Origin of the sequence: Halorussus limi (genome assembly GCF_023238205.1) — an archaeon.
Lineage (GTDB): Archaea > Halobacteriota > Halobacteria > Halobacteriales > Haladaptataceae > Halorussus > Halorussus limi.
The window spans coordinates 2,400,836-2,415,537 of the sequence record NZ_CP096659.1 but is presented as its reverse complement, the minus strand read 5'-3'; the positions used below and the strand labels follow the sequence as shown (position 1 = coordinate 2,415,537).

Genomic DNA, 14,702 nt, shown 5'->3' with positions numbered 1-14,702 from the left:
TATAGGTTCCTTTTAGCAACGAAAATGTTTCTCTGCGGTCGGTAGAGATTGGTTACTCGCCGGTCAGCAGTGCGAGTCCCTCGTCCGCCCGGTCGGTGGTCGCGTAACCGCGCTCGCCCATTACGTCGGTCTCCTCGACCAGACCGGCGGCGCGGAACTCCGTGAGCAGACCGAGCAGGTCGCTCTCGCAGAGGTCGGTCGCCGAGAGCAGGTGTCTGACCGAGTGGGGACCACGCCGGGCGAGGTCCACCAGCAGGCCGAGCGCGCGCTCGTCGGGCGTCGCGGTCAGGACAGCGCGGGCGGGTTCCGGAACCGCGCGGGCCGCCGCGGTCAGCGGCGACTCCCCGGAGACGAGTTCGAGGTCGTCGCCGTCGCGGTAGCTCTCCTCGCCGGTCTCGGGGTCCCGGACCCTGCAGGCGTCGCTCGACTCCGCGAGTAACAAGAGTAGGTCTCCCGACTCGTCCCGGACGGTTCGCATGACCGTCCGTAGGTCCGGCGCGCGGTTAGTCCTTCTGGAGTTCCGCATCGTCGGCGACGGACGCGTCGGAGTCGTCGGCGTCGCCGGAGTCGTCTCCTCCGTCGTCGTCAGATTCGTCTCGGACGTTCCGGTAGCCGTGCCAACCGCGGAGGAACGCGAACGCGCCCACGGCGAACATCGCGCCGCCGACTCGCCAGCGCCCCTCGAACCCGGCGAGCATCAGGCCGAGGCTCATACCGAACAGCGCGACGTTGAAGACGATGACCAGCGACCAGAACTTCCGTTTGACCTCCGGGTCGGCGTCGTTGCTCGACGTGTCGGGGACTCGCGGCGGGTCGGGTCCGAGGTTCTCGGCCGGGTCGTCCGGGAGCAGGTCGGCCTCGGCCTGCGGCGGGTCCTCGGGGAGCAGTTCGGCTACCGGGTCCTCGCTGTCGTCCGGCGTCGAATCGTCGGGAGCCACTGTTCGAAAGTCGAAAGGGAACGAGGAAAAACGCTTCGTCCTCGTCGGTCGTCGAAGCGGTCGTCCCGGTCGTTGGATACCGGCTTCCCGGTCGCCGAACGCGGCCGTCGGGGAGTCGGAGAAGTCGGCGACGGTCGGTCGCCGGTCGTCAGATCTGCTCTTCGAGCGTGAGCGGTCGTCCCGCCTTCAACCACGCCAACGGATTGTCCGCGTCATAGAATACGACGCCGTCCTCCGTCTCGTAGGCCTCGATGGGTGCTTCCGTCTCCGCGGCCTCGGGAAGCGCCGCTTCCGCACGGTCCAGCTCGTCGCCAGGGTTGACGTGGTCGGACATAGGCGTCACCTCGTCCCGTGGTAAGTGTTAACACATTATATAGCTTTCCCTTAGACACCTCGTCGGGGTCGCAGAAGGGAGGGTTTTTAGCCGAATGCGCCAAAGTCGATTCACATGAGCGATTCGGGGTCTACGACACTTACCGACTTCTCCGACGGCGGCGGCGACGACCGCGACGTCGAGGCGGAGGCCCGCGCGGTCGCCGGTAGCGACCACCAACCCGCCGCCTCGGTCGTCGGCGACGACGACTGGCTTCCCGACGCCGACGGCGAGGTCGAACTCTCCGTCGTGCAGGTCGATTACACCGTCGAAGGGTCGGGCGACGACAAGGAACCGGTCGTCCACGTGTTCGGGCGCACGGACGACCAGCAGCTAGAACACGTCGAAGTCTACGATTTCGAGCCGTACTTCTACGCGCCGGCCGAGAACGTCGACGACGCGCGGATAGCGCAGTACGACGGGCTACTCACCTACCACGAGACCGACGAGAACGGCGACCCGTTCGAGTCCATCCGTGGCAATCGCCTCGTCAAGATAATCGGGCGAACGCCCCGAGACGTCGGACAGGTCCGCGACGAGTTCGACCACTACGAGGCGGACATCCTGTTCCCGAACCGCCTGCTCATCGACAAGGACATCAAGAGCGGCGTCAGGGTGCCCGAGCGCCGCGCTGACGACGGGAACATCCGCATCTCCCACGAGGAGATCGAACCCGTCGACGCGAACGTCACGCCGCGGGTGAACACCTTCGACATCGAAGTCGACGACAGGCAGGGGTTCCCCGAGGACGGCGAGGAGACCATCATCTGTCTCACCTCCCACGACTCCTACCGCGACGAGTACGTCAACTGGCTCTACCAGTCGCCGGCCGGCGTCGACGGTCCCGCGGCCCTGGCGGAGTACGACCCCATCGAGGACGACTTCGAGGCCGACGTTCGAGTGTTCGAGGAGGAGGAGGCGATGCTGGAGGCGTTCGTCGACTACGTCGAGGAGACGAACCCCGACATCCTCACGGGGTGGAACTTCGCCGACTTCGACGCGCCGTACCTCCTCGACCGGATGGAGCGACTCCAGAGTCCCAACCACGACTACGACCTCGACATCGACCGACTCTCACGGGTGAACGAGGTCTGGCGCTCGGACTGGAACGGCCCCGACGTCAAGGGCCGAGTCGTCTTCGACCTGCTGCGGGCGTACAAGAGCAACCAGCGGACAGAACTCGAATCCTACCGACTCGACGCGGTCGGCGAGGTCGAACTCGGCGTCGGCAAGGAGCGCTACAGCGGCGACATCGGCGACCTCTGGGAGGACGACCCCGAGCGCCTGCTGGAGTACAACCTTCGGGACGTCGAACTCTGCGTGGAACTCGACCGCAAGCAGGACATCGTCGCGTTCTTCGAGGAGGTCGCGTCGTTCGTCGGGTGCAAGCTAGAGGACGCGCCGACGGCCGGCGACGCCGTCGACATGTACGTCCTCCACAAGGCCCACGGGGAGTTCGCGCTCCCGTCCAAGGGGACCGTCGAGTCCGGCGAGGAGTTCGAGGGCGGTGCCGTCTTCGAACCCATCACGGGCGTCCGCGAGAACGTCTCGGTGCTGGACCTGAAGTCGCTGTACCCGATGTGCATGTGGACGGTCAACGCCTCGCCCGAGACCAAGGTCGACCCCGACGAGTTCGACGGCGAGACCTACCGCACGCCGACGGGCCAGCACTTCCGGAAGGAACCCGCCGGGATGATGCGGGAGATGATAGAGGAGTTGCTGGCCGAACGCGAGGAGAAGAAGCAACTGCGCGACCAGCACGACCCCGGAACCGAGGCCTACGAGCGCTACGACAACCAGCAGGCCTCCGTCAAGGTGGTCATGAACTCGCTGTACGGCGTCTCGGGGTGGGACCGGTTCCGCCTGTACGACAAGGACAACGCCGCGGCGGTCACGGCGACCGGACGCGAGGTCATCAACTACACCGAGGAGACGGTCAACGACTTCGACTACGAGGTCATCTACGGCGACACCGACTCGGTGATGCTGGAAATCGGCCGCGACGTCGAGAAAGAGGAGGCGATAGAGAACTCCTTCGAACTCGAAGAGCGAATCAACGAGTCGTACGACGACTTCGCGCGCGAGAACCTCGACGCCGAGGAACACCGCTTCCAAATCGAGTTCGAGAAGCTCTATCGGCGGTTCTTCCAAGCGGGCACGAAGAAACGCTACGCGGGCCACATCGTCTGGAAGGAGGGCAAGGACGTCGACGACATCGACATCACGGGCTTCGAGTACAAGCGGTCGGACATCGCGCCCATCACGAAGGAGGTCCAGAAGCGCGTCATCGACATGATCGTCCACGGCGAGGACCTCGACGACGTGAAGGAGTACGTCCACGGCGTCATCGAGGACTACCAGAGCGGCAACGTGAATCTGGACGACGTCGGCATCCCCGGCGGCATCGGCAAGCGACTCGACGCCTACGACACCGACACCGCGCAGGTCCGGGGCGCGAAGTACGCCAACCTGATGCTCGGGACGAACTTCCAACGGGGGAGCAAACCCAAGCGACTCTACTTGGAGGGCGTGCATCCGGACTTCTGGCAGCGGATGGAGAGCGAACAAGGCTTCGACCCGAGCGGAAACTCGAAGGAAGACCGCCTCTACAGGGAATTCAAGAAGGACCCCGACGTGGTCTGCTTCGAGTTCGCCGACCAAGTGCCCGACGAGTTCGAGGTCGATTGGGACAAGATGCTCGACAAGACCCTCCAAGGACCCATCGAACGCGTCCTCGAGGCCCTCGACATCTCGTGGGACGAGGTGAAATCCGGGCAGGAGCAGACCGGACTCGGCAGTTTCGTCTGAGTCGCGACTCCGACGCGACTCGTCCTCTCACGTGATAGCTTTTCCCATTCCGGAAAGATATTTTTCGGCGGCGCGAAACCATTTACGTGTGAATGCGAAAGCATTATGGGTCGCACAACCCTTTCTCCGAACGACTTAGGTGAACCTAACAATGGCAACGCTCGAACTCAAAAATCTACACGCAGAGGTCGTCGAAGCCGACGAGAAGATTCTCGACGGCGTCGACCTCCAAGTCAACTCGGGAGAAATTCACGCGCTGATGGGACCGAACGGGAGCGGCAAGTCCACCACAGCGAAAGTAATCGCCGGACACCCGGCCTACGAAGTCACCGAGGGCGAGGTCATCCTCACCCTCGACGACGAGGAGTACGGCGAGGAGATTCCCGAGGACAAACTCTCGTGGAACTTGCTCGACCTCGAACCGAACGAGCGCGCGGCGCTCGGCGTCTTCCTCGGCTTCCAGTATCCGGCCGAAATCGAGGGCGTCACGATGGTCAACTTCCTCCGACAGGCGCTCAACGCCAAACTCGACGAGCGCGAGGAACTCTTCGAGGACGAAGACGAGGAGGAAGCCGAGGCCGACGAGGAGGACGCGGGCTACGACACCAGCCCCATGGAAGGCCCCGCCGACGAGGGCGAGGTCGACGTCGCGGAGTTCCAGCAGATACTCTCCGAGAAGATGGAACTGCTCGACATGGACGAGAAGTTCGCCCAGCGCTACCTCAACGCGGGCTTCTCCGGCGGCGAGAAGAAGCAAAACGAAGTGCTTCAGGCCGCCATCCTCGAACCGTCCATCGCGGTCCTCGACGAGATCGACTCCGGTCTCGACATCGACCGCCTGCAGGACGTATCGAACGGCATCAACGCCCTGCGCGACGAGCAGGGAACCGGTATCCTCCAGATCACCCACTACCAGCGGATTCTCGACTACGTCGAGCCCGACCACGTTCACGTCATGCTCGACGGCGAAATCGCCATGAGCGGCGGCGCGGAACTCGCCGAGAAGCTGGAAGACAAGGGGTACGACTGGGTCCGAGAAGAAGTCTACGAGGCTGCGTAAGGTGATAGCATGAGTTCGGAACAAGACCAACTGAAAGAGACCAACACCGAGGAACGTTTCGCGTTCAAGAAAGAGGAGAGCGCGGCGGTCCGCTCGGACAAGGGACTGACCGAGGAGGTCGTCCGCCTCATCAGCGAGGACAAGGACGAACCCGAGTGGATGCTCGACCGGCGCCTCCGGGCGCTCGAACACTGGCAGAACATGCCGATGCCGACCGACTGGCCCGGCCAACCGGACCTCACGGAACTCGACGTCGAGGAAATCGTCCCCTACATCCGACCCGACGTGGATAAGCGCGAGGGCGCCGATAGCTGGGACGACCTGCCGGAAGACATTCAGGACACCTTCGAGAAACTCGGCATTCCGGAAGCCGAGCGAAAGGCGCTGTCGGGCGTGGGTGCCCAATACGAGTCCGAAGTCGTCTACCAGAACATGCAGGAGCAGTGGGAGGAGAAGGGCGTCGTGTTCTGCAACATGGACGAGGCCGTCCGCGAACACGAGGACCTCGTGAAGGAACACTTCATGACCTCCTGCGTGCCCCCGAGCGACAACAAGTTCGCCGCTCTCCACGGCGCAGTCTGGAGTGGCGGGAGCTTCGTCTACGTGCCCGAGGACGTGACCGTCGAGATGCCGGTGCAGGCTTACTTCCGCATGAACTCGGAAGGCATGGGCCAGTTCGAGCACACCCTCATCATCGCCGAGAAGGGTTCGGAGGTTCACTACATCGAAGGCTGCAGTGCGCCCAAGTACGGCAGTCACAACCTCCACTCCGGTGGCGTCGAGGTGTTCGTCGGCGAGGACGCCCACGTTCAGTACTCGACCGTGCAGAACTGGTCGAAGAACACGTTCAACCTCAACACCAAGCGCGCTATCGTCGAGAAGGGCGGCCGCATGGAGTGGGTATCGGGCAGCATGGGGTCGAAGGCCACCATGCTCTACCCCTGCACCATCCTGAAGGGTCGCGGCGCGAGCGCGAACAACATCACCATCGCGTTCGCGGGCGAAGGCCAGAACATCGACACCGGCGCGAAGGTCTACCACAACGCGCCCCACACAAAGTCGACCATCGAGTCGAAGTCCATCAGCAAAGACGGCGGCCGCACCAACTACCGCGGTCTCGTCCACATCTCGGAGGGTGCCGAACACTCCTCGACGTCGGTGGAGTGTGACGCGCTGATGTTCGACAACGAGAGTACGTCGGACACGATGCCGTACATGGAAATCGACGAGTCGAAGGTCGACGTGGCCCACGAGGCGACCGTCGGTAAAATCGGGGACGAAGACGTCTTCTACCTCCAGTCGCGCGGACTGGACGACGACGACGCCAAGCAGATGATCGTCTCCGGCTTCATCGAGCCGATTACGGAGGAACTGCCCATCGAGTACGCCGTCGAACTCAACCGACTCATCGAACTCGAAATGGAGGGGAGTCTCGGATGACTGCGACGCAGGTACACGAGACCATCTCGGAGGAGACGGTCCGCGAGATTTCCGACGAACTCGGGGAACCCGATTGGCTCCTCGAAACTCGCCTCGACGCCCTCGCGGCGCTCGAGGAGTTGGAGATGCCCGACGTGATTCGGACGCCGGGCCGCGACTGGACCAACCTCGACGCGCTCGACTACGAGAGCTTCGTCGACCCGCTGAACGCCGCCGAGGAGAAGGACCAAGTCGGTCCCGAGGACGCCGAGGTCCTGCCGCTCTCGGAGGCCGTCTCCGAGCGCGAGGACCTCCTGAAGGAACACTTCGGGTCGGTCATCGACCCCGAGGAGAACTACCTCACGGCGCTCTCGACGGCGCTGTTCAGCACCGGCACGCTGGTCTACGTCCCGAAGAACGTCGACGCCGAAGACGTGACCATCCGGACGACCCAGCACTCCCAGTCGCTGTTCAACTACACGCTGGTCGTCACCGAGCAGTCGAGTTCGGTGACGATTCTGGAGCGACAGGACACCGGCGAAGACGTCGACGGCGACCGCTACTACAGCGGCATCGTGGAGGTCGCCGCGGGCGAGAACAGCCACGTCCAGTACGGGTCGCTACAGGACCTCGACGAGGAGACGTACAACTACACGCTCAAGCGCGGCGAGGCCGACGACTACGCCACGGTCAACTGGGTCGAGGGCAACATCGGTTCGCGCCTCACGAAGTCCTCCGTCGAGACGAACCTCGACGGCGAGGGGTCCGAGACCAAGACGGTCGGCGCGTTCTTCGGTCACGACGACCAGCACTTCGACATCGCGGCCCGAGTCTGGCACAACACGGCCCACACGACCGCGGACCTCGTGACTCGCGGCGTGCTCGACGACGACGCGCGCTCGGTCTACGAGGGCGTCCAAGACGTCGGCCGTGACGCGTGGGACACCAACTCCTACCAGCGCGAGAACACCCTGATGCTGAGCGACGAGAGCGAGGCCGACGCGTCGCCGAAACTCATCATCAACAACCACGACACCGAGGCGAGCCACTCGGCCACCGTCGGCCAGATCGACGAGGAGGACATGTTCTACATGACCTCCCGCGGACTCGACGACGAGTCGGCCCGCAACATGCTGGTCGAAGGCTTCTTCGTCCCGGTGCTCGAGGAAGTCGAGGTCGAGGAGCTTCGCGGAGACCTCGAAACCCGCGTGCGGGAACGACTCCACGAGTAGCCGCTCGGTTCCGGTTTCTACGGTCTCTCTCCGTTTCTGCGTTTTCCGACGTTCGGTGATTCGGTCCGACGCCACCGCACGAGTAGGTTTCCGGACCAAATGTGTTAAGTCGCCCAACTCCCGACTGTGTATCAATGATAGCGGTATCGAAGCACAGTTACGGGTGGTCGGGATGACGGTCAACGACCGGGTCTCGACCGACAACCAACTCGCCCGCCTGCTCCAGATCGGCATCGTATTGGAGGAGGTCGTCGAGGTCCGCGCGGCGCGTCACTACGAGACGCTCTCGCCCGACGAGCGCGACGCGGACGTCGAGGAACTGCTGGAGGAGGCCCGCGAGGAGTCGGCGGACCACCGTCACCGACTGGAGGGTCTCATCGATCAGTTGAACGCCGAAGCGGTGCCGCTCGAAGAGGTTCAGACGCTGGTGGAAGCCCGCTACGCCCAGACCGGTCCCGAGGGCTTCGACGGCGTCCTCTACGACCAACTCCACGGCGAGGAGACCGCGTACAAGTTCTACGACGACCTCATCGAAGCCGTCGAGGCCAGCGACACCGACTACGCGCTCGACCGCGAGGAACTGCTCGCTACCCTGAAGGCGATACGCGAGGAAGAGGCCGAAGGAGTCGAGGAAGTGACAAAAATCATGGAGGCCCGAGAATGAACACGGCAGACCAGTATCTGAAGGCGATATATCTCGTGCAACGGATGGAGAACGGGCCGGCGTCGACCGGCGCCCTCGCCGACCGCCTCGACGTGAGTCCCGCGAGCGTCAACGAGATGATCGGAAAGCTTCAGGACAAGGGCCTCGCCGACCACGAGAAGTACAAGGGCGTCTCGCTGACCGACGAAGGCATCGAGCAGGCCCGCGAGGCGCTCCAGACCTACTGCATCATCGAGCGCTTCCTCCACAACGTCCTCGAAGTCGAGGAGTTCCCGAGCGAAGCGAAGGCCTTAGAGAGCGTCATCGACGAGACCGTCGCGGAGCGACTCGACACCATCATCGACCGCGAACCGCAGTGTCCCGACTGCTTCGACGCCGAGGCCGACATGTGCGCCGAACTGGTCGGCGAAGGCGAAGCCGACTGAATTTGCGGGGGCTTGCCGGGGCTTTTCGATTTTATTGTTCTTTCGGAGTACGAACGTTAAAGTCGATATAGTCACAAATCCCGAGAATGGACTGTCCGACGTGTGAAGATTCGTTCGATTCCCGGCAAGGAACCCGAATCCACCATAGCCATGCGCACGGCGAGAAACTCCCGAACCGGACGTGTAACGGTTGTGGTACCGACTTCTACGACCCGAAATCCCGACTGGAGTACTGCGGCGACTGCGACCCGAACGCCGGGGAGAACAACGGAAACTGGAGGGACGCGAGAGAAACCGGAGCGTGCCGGTGTTGTGGCGCCGAGTTTCGGTACTATCCGTCCGACAAAGACGGCACGTACTGTTCAGGTTGTATGGAGGATGCCACCGGCTTACTCCCAGAAAACCCAGCGACCAAAAGTCGAGTCTCTGTCTCGTGTACGCAGTGCGATGCGGACATCGAAGCACGACCTGCTCGCGTCGAAAACAGAAAACGCGGTGTTTTCTGTAACCTCGACTGCTACGGGTCGTGGCTCTCGGAAAACGTCGTCAGCGAAGACCACCATCAGTGGGAGGGTGGTGAACTCGATTACGGCGAGAAGTGGTGGCGCGTTCGACGTGAAGCGTTAGACAGAGACGACTACTCCTGTCAAAACTGCGGAGAAACCGCCGAAGAAATCGGCCGGAATCCGGACGTCCATCACATCAAACGGGTTCGTAATTTCGATTGTCCACAGGAGGCACACGCGTTAGAAAACGTGGTTACGCTCTGTCGAAGCTGTCATCGGAACGTGGAAGCGGGAAACGTTAGCGTGCCAGCAACGTCGGCCGAAAAGTAACACTATTGTACGAGGAAAGACTACGACTCGATGCGCTCTTACGAGCGCGAAGTCCCGTGGTGTAGTGGCCAATCATATGGGCCTTTGGACGTAGCGAGTTACGGGTCGTTACGGAAGACAGCCTATGACGGCGGTTCGAATCCGCCCGGGACTATACCCAAAACGGTACGAATCCTCTTTTTCGTGGCAACATTTGCAGCGAGCCGGCGCTCCAGAGTACCAGTCGAAGCCATTTGTTCAGTAACTTTCTGACCCACCGCGAGACCAATTTACAAGCATGGGTGACCCTTCTGTACACAAGTACATAAGCTCCTATAGTGGTTAGAAGTTGTTAGTCTGTGGACAGCCAGCCTTGTAGTGTCTTATCACCCCAGAACACGTTAGATGCATGGGAGAGAGCAAGGTATTTTTCTGACTGAATTAAGAATGCGTACACCCATTCACCACTTTGGTTCTTCCACGCGATCTTTTCGGCACTTTCGACAGTCATGCCGTTTGAGCGTGTTCCTTCGTGGTTGACATTACTCTGGTTCAAAAGTTTGTCCCGTGCTTTGCGTGCTGCCGAGGAGGAGTCGTACTGTTTGAAGACTTCAATTGACCCGACTCCCCATTCTTGCATCAAATCTTCGTTTTTGTCCGTCAATGAGCCGGCAAGAATTGTGTTAGCAGTATCTACTGGGAGTGGTTGAACCATCTCTTTTCCATTGGCGACTTTCTTTTCGGCCTCTATCATTTTTTCTTTTCTGTAGAGTGTCGCTCCCGTTGACGGTGAAGAGACAAACGAAAGGTAGACGTATGGGGTGAATTTCGTCATACGTGGCTTTTCTTGACAGCATGCTCCCATGTCGATGTCTGGGTGTTCAGCCGCCATGGTGTATTGCCGCCACGTTATCTTGTTACTCGGAATGTTTGGTTTGAAGCCATAGCGACTCTTCTTCACTGCATATTTTTTGAGGAGTGTGGCGATTCTGTCGGTCTCATTATATTTGGCATATTGCTTCAACTTTTTCAACACGCCTTGTCTACGTTGGCGTCGTTTCTTGAACGCTGATTGCAATCGACTACGGTCTACACTGTAGTATTTTGGAACGGTACGAAGGATGAGCTGTTCTGCTTTGCGGACAGTCTGCTCAAGTTTCTCAAATTTGCTTGGAGAGACTTCGGATGCCGTTTGAAGTGCATAGTAGTTGTCTCCGATGGTAGTAATCAGTGACGTGAGCTCTTGTTTGAACGATGGAAATTCATGTGTAATCCATCTGCCGGTTGTGTAGAACATCGAAGGTTTTTGTGCGGGGTTGGGAGACGATTGTACGCGACCAGCGGCTGACGAGTTCTGTAAAAGGGCCGATCCACCAATAGTTGGGAGTGTGCCGAGGAATTTTCTCCGTTTCATGTTCCGTCGAATCGACAACAGGACATACAAAATACATTATTGAACCATCCTTATGGGTCGGGAATTGATGGAACTCTCATTCGGCCAAAAGATGAAGCGTATGCGACGGCGAAAGTGTCAATATAGGGTGGAGACCCACAAACCGTGAGCGTTGAATAGGGACACCCCAGGCATAATCCGAAATATTCGTCCACGATTTTCCGGAGTATACACAAGCAATAGGACAAAGTTGAGAAGAGTTCGGTCCGCGGCGACCTCTCGAAGGCCGAGGCGGTCTTCGAACCGCTGATCGAGAGCGCGACGCCGATAGCCGACTTCAGCGGTCCGACGGCGTTCGTCGAGTTGCAGTCGATGTTGGACGAAGACTACCCGGACGGGCTACGGTACTACTGGAAGTCGATATACCTCTCGGAACTGACCGACGAGGTCGTCGACCTCGTGGTTCGCTACAACGAGTCGGCCCCCTCGAAGTTATCGACGGTCGACATCTGGCACCTCGGCGACGCCGTCAGCGACGTTCCGCAGGACTCGACCGCGTTCTGGCACCGGGACAAACCGTACATGATGGCGTTCGAGGCTAACTGGGAGAACGCGGAAGACGACGACGCGAACGTCGAGTGGGCGCGCGAGGGAATCAGCGAGGCGGAGTCGCTGTCGATCGCGTCGGGCCGGTACGGCAACTTCCCGGGTCTCTCCGAGGACCCGGCGACATTGCTGTTCGGTGACAACTACGAACGCTTGGTCGAGGTGAAGACGGAGTACGACCCGGAGAACCTGTTCCACGTCAACCAGAACATCGCGCCGCGAGACGGTGACGCCTGAGTCGGGGACGAGACCCATCCGGGACTACTCCCCGCCGTAGCGATGGTACTCCCGGCCAGACTCCTCCGGTGGCGAACAAGTCTCGGGAGTCGCAGTAATCTATTTCCTGTTTAACGTTGACTAGGCACAACCCATGTCCAGCCCCGTAACCCTCTCCGTCGGACTCCTGTTGGTCGCGTGGGGGTTCGCGGACTACCTCTTTCCGCAGACGGTCCTTCGGGTCCAGTCGGGCCTCCTGAACGTCCCGTCGGAACCGAACGACGACTTCGCCGACCACAAGCGCCGGGTCGGACTCGTCTGCATCCTCGCCGGAATCGTCACGCTCGTCCTGACCGCGGACTGACGGCCCTTACTCGACTACAAAGACTCTTTACCTCCGCCGGGTGTTTCCACTCCGGAAGTAACAGAACAGATAACTTCGTCAGACGGTGTATAACAAACTCGCTATGAGTCGACGGACCACTCGATGGTCCCCACCGGCACGTATCGAGAGCCAGTCCGCCCCGACGTCGGAGAGCGATGGAACTGACGTGGCTGATACCGGCATCGGTACTCCTCGTCGGCGTCGGGTACGTCACCGTCCGCCGCGCCCCGCGGCCGCGGTTCGTCAACTGGACCCTGCTCGGCGCGTCGCTGTTCGCGCTCGCCACCCGCGACCTGTTCCGGTCCCGCGAGCGGGGTCAGTCCGCACCCGCCGCGCGAGAGTCGGCGACCGAGACCGCGAACCGCCAGTCGGCGACTCGACAACCCGCGAACCGGCGGCCTGCGAACAGGCGACCGGACCGCGACGACGACCCCCAGCGGACGCCGCTGTTCGTGCGACTCCGGCGGCGGGTCGCCGGTTGGCTCAACTGACGACGTTCGACCGGCCTCGTTCCGCCCGCATTGGCGCTCTGCTCGCTCCCGCTCCGATACGAGACAAGTAGCCGCGCGTTTCCGCCAGCCAATCGATTAAGCCGCTGGGTCGCCTCTGGCCGGACGTGACCGAGCAACGCTACCTTCCCGACGCCGACGGCGTGACCGAGTTCGAGGCGACCGCGAGCGAGGTGGCCGACGACTTCCTCGTCCTCGACGGGACCTACTTCTACCCCGAGGGCGGCGGGCAACCGGCCGACCGCGGCGAACTCGCGTGGGACGGCGGGTCGGCCACGGTGACGACGGTCCGGAAGAACCACGGCGACGTGCGCCACTACGTCGAGGAAATCGAGGGCGACCGCCCCGAAGTCGGCGACGCGGTAGAGGGACGAATCGACGCCGAACGCCGCGAGGCCCACCGCCGGATGCACACCGCCCAGCACGTCGTCTCGCGCGTGGTCTTGGACGAGTACGGCGCGGAGACCGCGGGCAACCAGATTCACGCCGACCGCTCGCGCATCGACTTCGAACCCGCCGACTTCTCCGAGGCGGACGTGGCCGAAATCGAGCGCCTGTCGAACGAGGCCATCGAGCGCGACCTCCGGGTCAGCAAGGCCGAGCGCCCGCGAGAGGAGGTCGAGGAGCGCACCGAGGAGGGCCGGGCCCTGCTGAACCTCATCCCCGACCACGTCGACCCGCTCCGCGTGGTCGAAATCGAGGGCTTCGACTACTGCCCCTGCGGCGGCACGCACGTCGATAGCCTCGGCGACGTCGGGCGCGTGGAGATAACGAACCGTGAGTCGAAGGGCGAGGCGACCGAGCGCATCGAGTTCGTCCTGAGGGATTAACTACCGCGCGTCACAGACGCGCGCCGACGCCGAGGCGAGCGGTTCGAGGCGTCCGCGCGAGGTGTCAGCGACCTGCCGAAGTCGGTCGTTCGGTCGCCCGAATCGAGCGACGGGCGTTCCGGACGAACGCGCAGAAACGGCCGAACAGTTCTGAGTGTCGTCGTCGTAAGTCTAAAGAGTCAATCATTCGTTTATACGAGTAAGAATGAGTACGGACATCTGCGAATCGAGGTGGTTCTGTGGGAGTCGAAATTAAGGAGTCGCCCGTCACGGAGGCCGAGTTCGAGGAGATGAAGGACTTCGTCTACGAGTATCTCGCCGCCAGCGTCGAGAACGAGGACGGCGGCGGTCGGATGCGCTGGTACCCGTGGCACTCCGCCGAGTACCGGTTCAACCACATCCTCAACGTGGTGGACCTCGCGGGCACCATCGCCGAGAAGGAGGGCGCGAACGTCGACGTGGCCCGCGTCGCGGCGCTGTTCCACGACATCGCCAAACTCGACGCCGACCAAGAGGTCCACGCCGAGGAGGGCGCGCGCATCGCCCGGAAGTACCTCGAAACTCACGGCGACTTCCCGGAATCGTTCATCGAAGAGGTGTGCAAAGCCGTCGAGAACCACTCGTATCAGGGCGACCTGACAGACCTGCCCAAGGAGACTCAGTGTCTCATCGAGGCCGACCTGCTCGACAAGGTGGGCGCGAACGGCACCGCCCTCATGCTCCTGCGGATGGGCTACGAGGCCCGGACCCACATGGACGCCGCCGAGATGGTCGACCGGGTGATGGAGCGTGGCAAGGACGCCGCCAATCGCGTCCAGAGTGACGCCGCGGAGGGCATCGCTCACAAGCGCCTCAAGCGCGTCAAGTGGTTCCGCGAGTGGCTCGAGGGCGAGGTCCCGGAGATGGACCACGAGGAGTCCACGGACCGTCGGACACAACGACGGCCATAGCGGCGTTCGTGGACGAGTGCGGCCGGTCTTCCGGTCGGAGCTATCGCTGAAACCGGTACCGAGATAATAGTTCTATCGC

Annotated in this window: 15 protein-coding genes, 1 tRNA gene and 1 pseudogene; 13 read left to right on the top strand and 4 right to left on the bottom strand. The window is 61.8% G+C overall.

All coding sequences use genetic code 11. The features are described from left to right. Positions 1-52 precede the first annotated feature (52 nt). The 3 genes from M0R89_RS12525 to M0R89_RS12515 all read right to left on the bottom strand — a co-directional run bounded on the left by M0R89_RS12525 (position 53) and on the right by M0R89_RS12515 (position 1,272). Positions 53-478: a DUF7346 family protein gene (locus tag M0R89_RS12525; RefSeq protein ID WP_248649424.1), complete on the bottom strand. Its 426-nt coding sequence runs from the start codon at positions 476-478 to the stop codon at positions 53-55. A 25-nt stretch (positions 479-503) separates the two neighbouring features. Continuing rightward, on the bottom strand, positions 504-938 hold the full coding sequence (locus tag M0R89_RS12520) for a DUF7322 domain-containing protein (protein ID WP_248649423.1): 435 nt from the start codon (positions 936-938) through the stop codon (positions 504-506). A gap of 148 nt (positions 939-1,086) precedes the next feature. After that, complete coding sequence (locus M0R89_RS12515) at positions 1,087-1,272, bottom strand: DUF7331 family protein (protein WP_248649422.1); 186 nt, start codon at positions 1,270-1,272, stop codon at positions 1,087-1,089. 114 nt (positions 1,273-1,386) lie between these two features. Between M0R89_RS12515 and M0R89_RS12510 the strand changes: the two genes are divergently transcribed. From M0R89_RS12510 to M0R89_RS12475, 8 genes are all read left to right on the top strand, one after another. Continuing rightward, positions 1,387-4,119, top strand: coding sequence for a DNA-directed DNA polymerase (locus M0R89_RS12510; RefSeq protein ID WP_248649421.1), 2,733 nt, complete (start codon positions 1,387-1,389; stop codon positions 4,117-4,119). 151 nt (positions 4,120-4,270) lie between these two features. Next, on the top strand, positions 4,271-5,179 hold the full coding sequence (locus tag M0R89_RS12505; RefSeq protein ID WP_248649420.1) for an ABC transporter ATP-binding protein: 909 nt from the start codon (positions 4,271-4,273) through the stop codon (positions 5,177-5,179). Positions 5,180-5,188: 9 nt separating this feature from the next. Next, on the top strand, positions 5,189-6,619 hold the full coding sequence (gene sufB, locus M0R89_RS12500) for a Fe-S cluster assembly protein SufB (protein WP_248649419.1): 1,431 nt from the start codon (positions 5,189-5,191) through the stop codon (positions 6,617-6,619). After that, the gene (sufD, locus tag M0R89_RS12495; RefSeq protein ID WP_248649418.1) at positions 6,616-7,830 is read left to right on the top strand and encodes a Fe-S cluster assembly protein SufD; all 1,215 of its coding nucleotides are present in this window, start codon (positions 6,616-6,618) and stop codon (positions 7,828-7,830) included. Before sufB ends, sufD begins: the two co-directional genes overlap by 4 nt. A gap of 172 nt (positions 7,831-8,002) precedes the next feature. After that, positions 8,003-8,494 carry a ferritin-like domain-containing protein gene (locus tag M0R89_RS12490; RefSeq protein ID WP_248649417.1) on the top strand — a complete coding sequence of 164 codons (492 nt, stop codon included), beginning with the start codon at positions 8,003-8,005 and terminating at the stop codon, positions 8,492-8,494. Beyond that, complete coding sequence (locus M0R89_RS12485) at positions 8,491-8,919, top strand: metal-dependent transcriptional regulator (RefSeq protein WP_248649416.1); 429 nt, start codon at positions 8,491-8,493, stop codon at positions 8,917-8,919. Before M0R89_RS12490 ends, M0R89_RS12485 begins: the two co-directional genes overlap by 4 nt. Before the next feature lie 86 nt (positions 8,920-9,005). Next, on the top strand, positions 9,006-9,755 hold the full coding sequence (locus M0R89_RS12480) for an HNH endonuclease (protein WP_248649415.1): 750 nt from the start codon (positions 9,006-9,008) through the stop codon (positions 9,753-9,755). A 50-nt stretch (positions 9,756-9,805) separates the two neighbouring features. Next, positions 9,806-9,909: transfer RNA gene (locus tag M0R89_RS12475), tRNA-Gln, on the top strand. Between the two features lie 177 nt (positions 9,910-10,086). Here M0R89_RS12475 and M0R89_RS12470 read toward each other — a convergent pair. After that, positions 10,087-11,148 (bottom strand): BAR domain-containing protein, encoded by a 1,062-nt coding sequence (locus tag M0R89_RS12470; protein ID WP_248649414.1) that lies wholly within the window; start codon positions 11,146-11,148, stop codon positions 10,087-10,089. A 240-nt stretch (positions 11,149-11,388) separates the two neighbouring features. Between M0R89_RS12470 and M0R89_RS12465 the strand changes: the two are divergent. The 5 genes and pseudogenes from M0R89_RS12465 to M0R89_RS12445 form a co-directional block, all read left to right on the top strand. Further along, positions 11,389-11,970, top strand: a pseudogene (locus M0R89_RS12465) (FAD-binding oxidoreductase); the annotation flags it as partial. A gap of 133 nt (positions 11,971-12,103) precedes the next feature. Then, positions 12,104-12,313: a DUF6199 family natural product biosynthesis protein gene (locus M0R89_RS12460; RefSeq protein ID WP_248649412.1), complete on the top strand. Its 210-nt coding sequence runs from the start codon at positions 12,104-12,106 to the stop codon at positions 12,311-12,313. 176 nt (positions 12,314-12,489) lie between these two features. After that, positions 12,490-12,825 (top strand): hypothetical protein, encoded by a 336-nt coding sequence (locus M0R89_RS12455; protein WP_248649411.1) that lies wholly within the window; start codon positions 12,490-12,492, stop codon positions 12,823-12,825. Positions 12,826-12,950: 125 nt separating this feature from the next. After that, complete coding sequence (locus M0R89_RS12450; protein WP_248649410.1) at positions 12,951-13,673, top strand: alanyl-tRNA editing protein; 723 nt, start codon at positions 12,951-12,953, stop codon at positions 13,671-13,673. 239 nt (positions 13,674-13,912) lie between these two features. Continuing rightward, entirely contained in the window at positions 13,913-14,623 is a 711-nt protein-coding gene (locus tag M0R89_RS12445; protein WP_248649409.1) for an HD domain-containing protein, read from the top strand. Positions 14,624-14,702 lie beyond the last annotated feature (79 nt).

What these genes read in the sequence shown, in the direction of transcription:
- M0R89_RS12525 (WP_248649424.1), bottom strand. Translation starts at nt 478, where the DNA reads ATGCGAACCGTCCGGGACGAGTCGGGAGACCTACTCTTGTTACTCGCG.
- M0R89_RS12515 (WP_248649422.1), bottom strand. Translation starts at nt 1,272, where the DNA reads ATGTCCGACCACGTCAACCCTGGCGACGAGCTGGACCGTGCGGAAGCG.
- M0R89_RS12510 (WP_248649421.1), top strand. Translation starts at nt 1,387, where the DNA reads ATGAGCGATTCGGGGTCTACGACACTTACCGACTTCTCCGACGGCGGC.
- M0R89_RS12505 (WP_248649420.1), top strand. Translation starts at nt 4,271, where the DNA reads ATGGCAACGCTCGAACTCAAAAATCTACACGCAGAGGTCGTCGAAGCC.
- sufB (WP_248649419.1), top strand. Translation starts at nt 5,189, where the DNA reads ATGAGTTCGGAACAAGACCAACTGAAAGAGACCAACACCGAGGAACGT.
- sufD (WP_248649418.1), top strand. Translation starts at nt 6,616, where the DNA reads ATGACTGCGACGCAGGTACACGAGACCATCTCGGAGGAGACGGTCCGC.
- M0R89_RS12490 (WP_248649417.1), top strand. Translation starts at nt 8,003, where the DNA reads ATGACGGTCAACGACCGGGTCTCGACCGACAACCAACTCGCCCGCCTG.
- M0R89_RS12485 (WP_248649416.1), top strand. Translation starts at nt 8,491, where the DNA reads ATGAACACGGCAGACCAGTATCTGAAGGCGATATATCTCGTGCAACGG.
- M0R89_RS12480 (WP_248649415.1), top strand. Translation starts at nt 9,006, where the DNA reads ATGGACTGTCCGACGTGTGAAGATTCGTTCGATTCCCGGCAAGGAACC.
- M0R89_RS12470 (WP_248649414.1), bottom strand. Translation starts at nt 11,148, where the DNA reads ATGAAACGGAGAAAATTCCTCGGCACACTCCCAACTATTGGTGGATCG.
- M0R89_RS12460 (WP_248649412.1), top strand. Translation starts at nt 12,104, where the DNA reads ATGTCCAGCCCCGTAACCCTCTCCGTCGGACTCCTGTTGGTCGCGTGG.
- M0R89_RS12455 (WP_248649411.1), top strand. Translation starts at nt 12,490, where the DNA reads ATGGAACTGACGTGGCTGATACCGGCATCGGTACTCCTCGTCGGCGTC.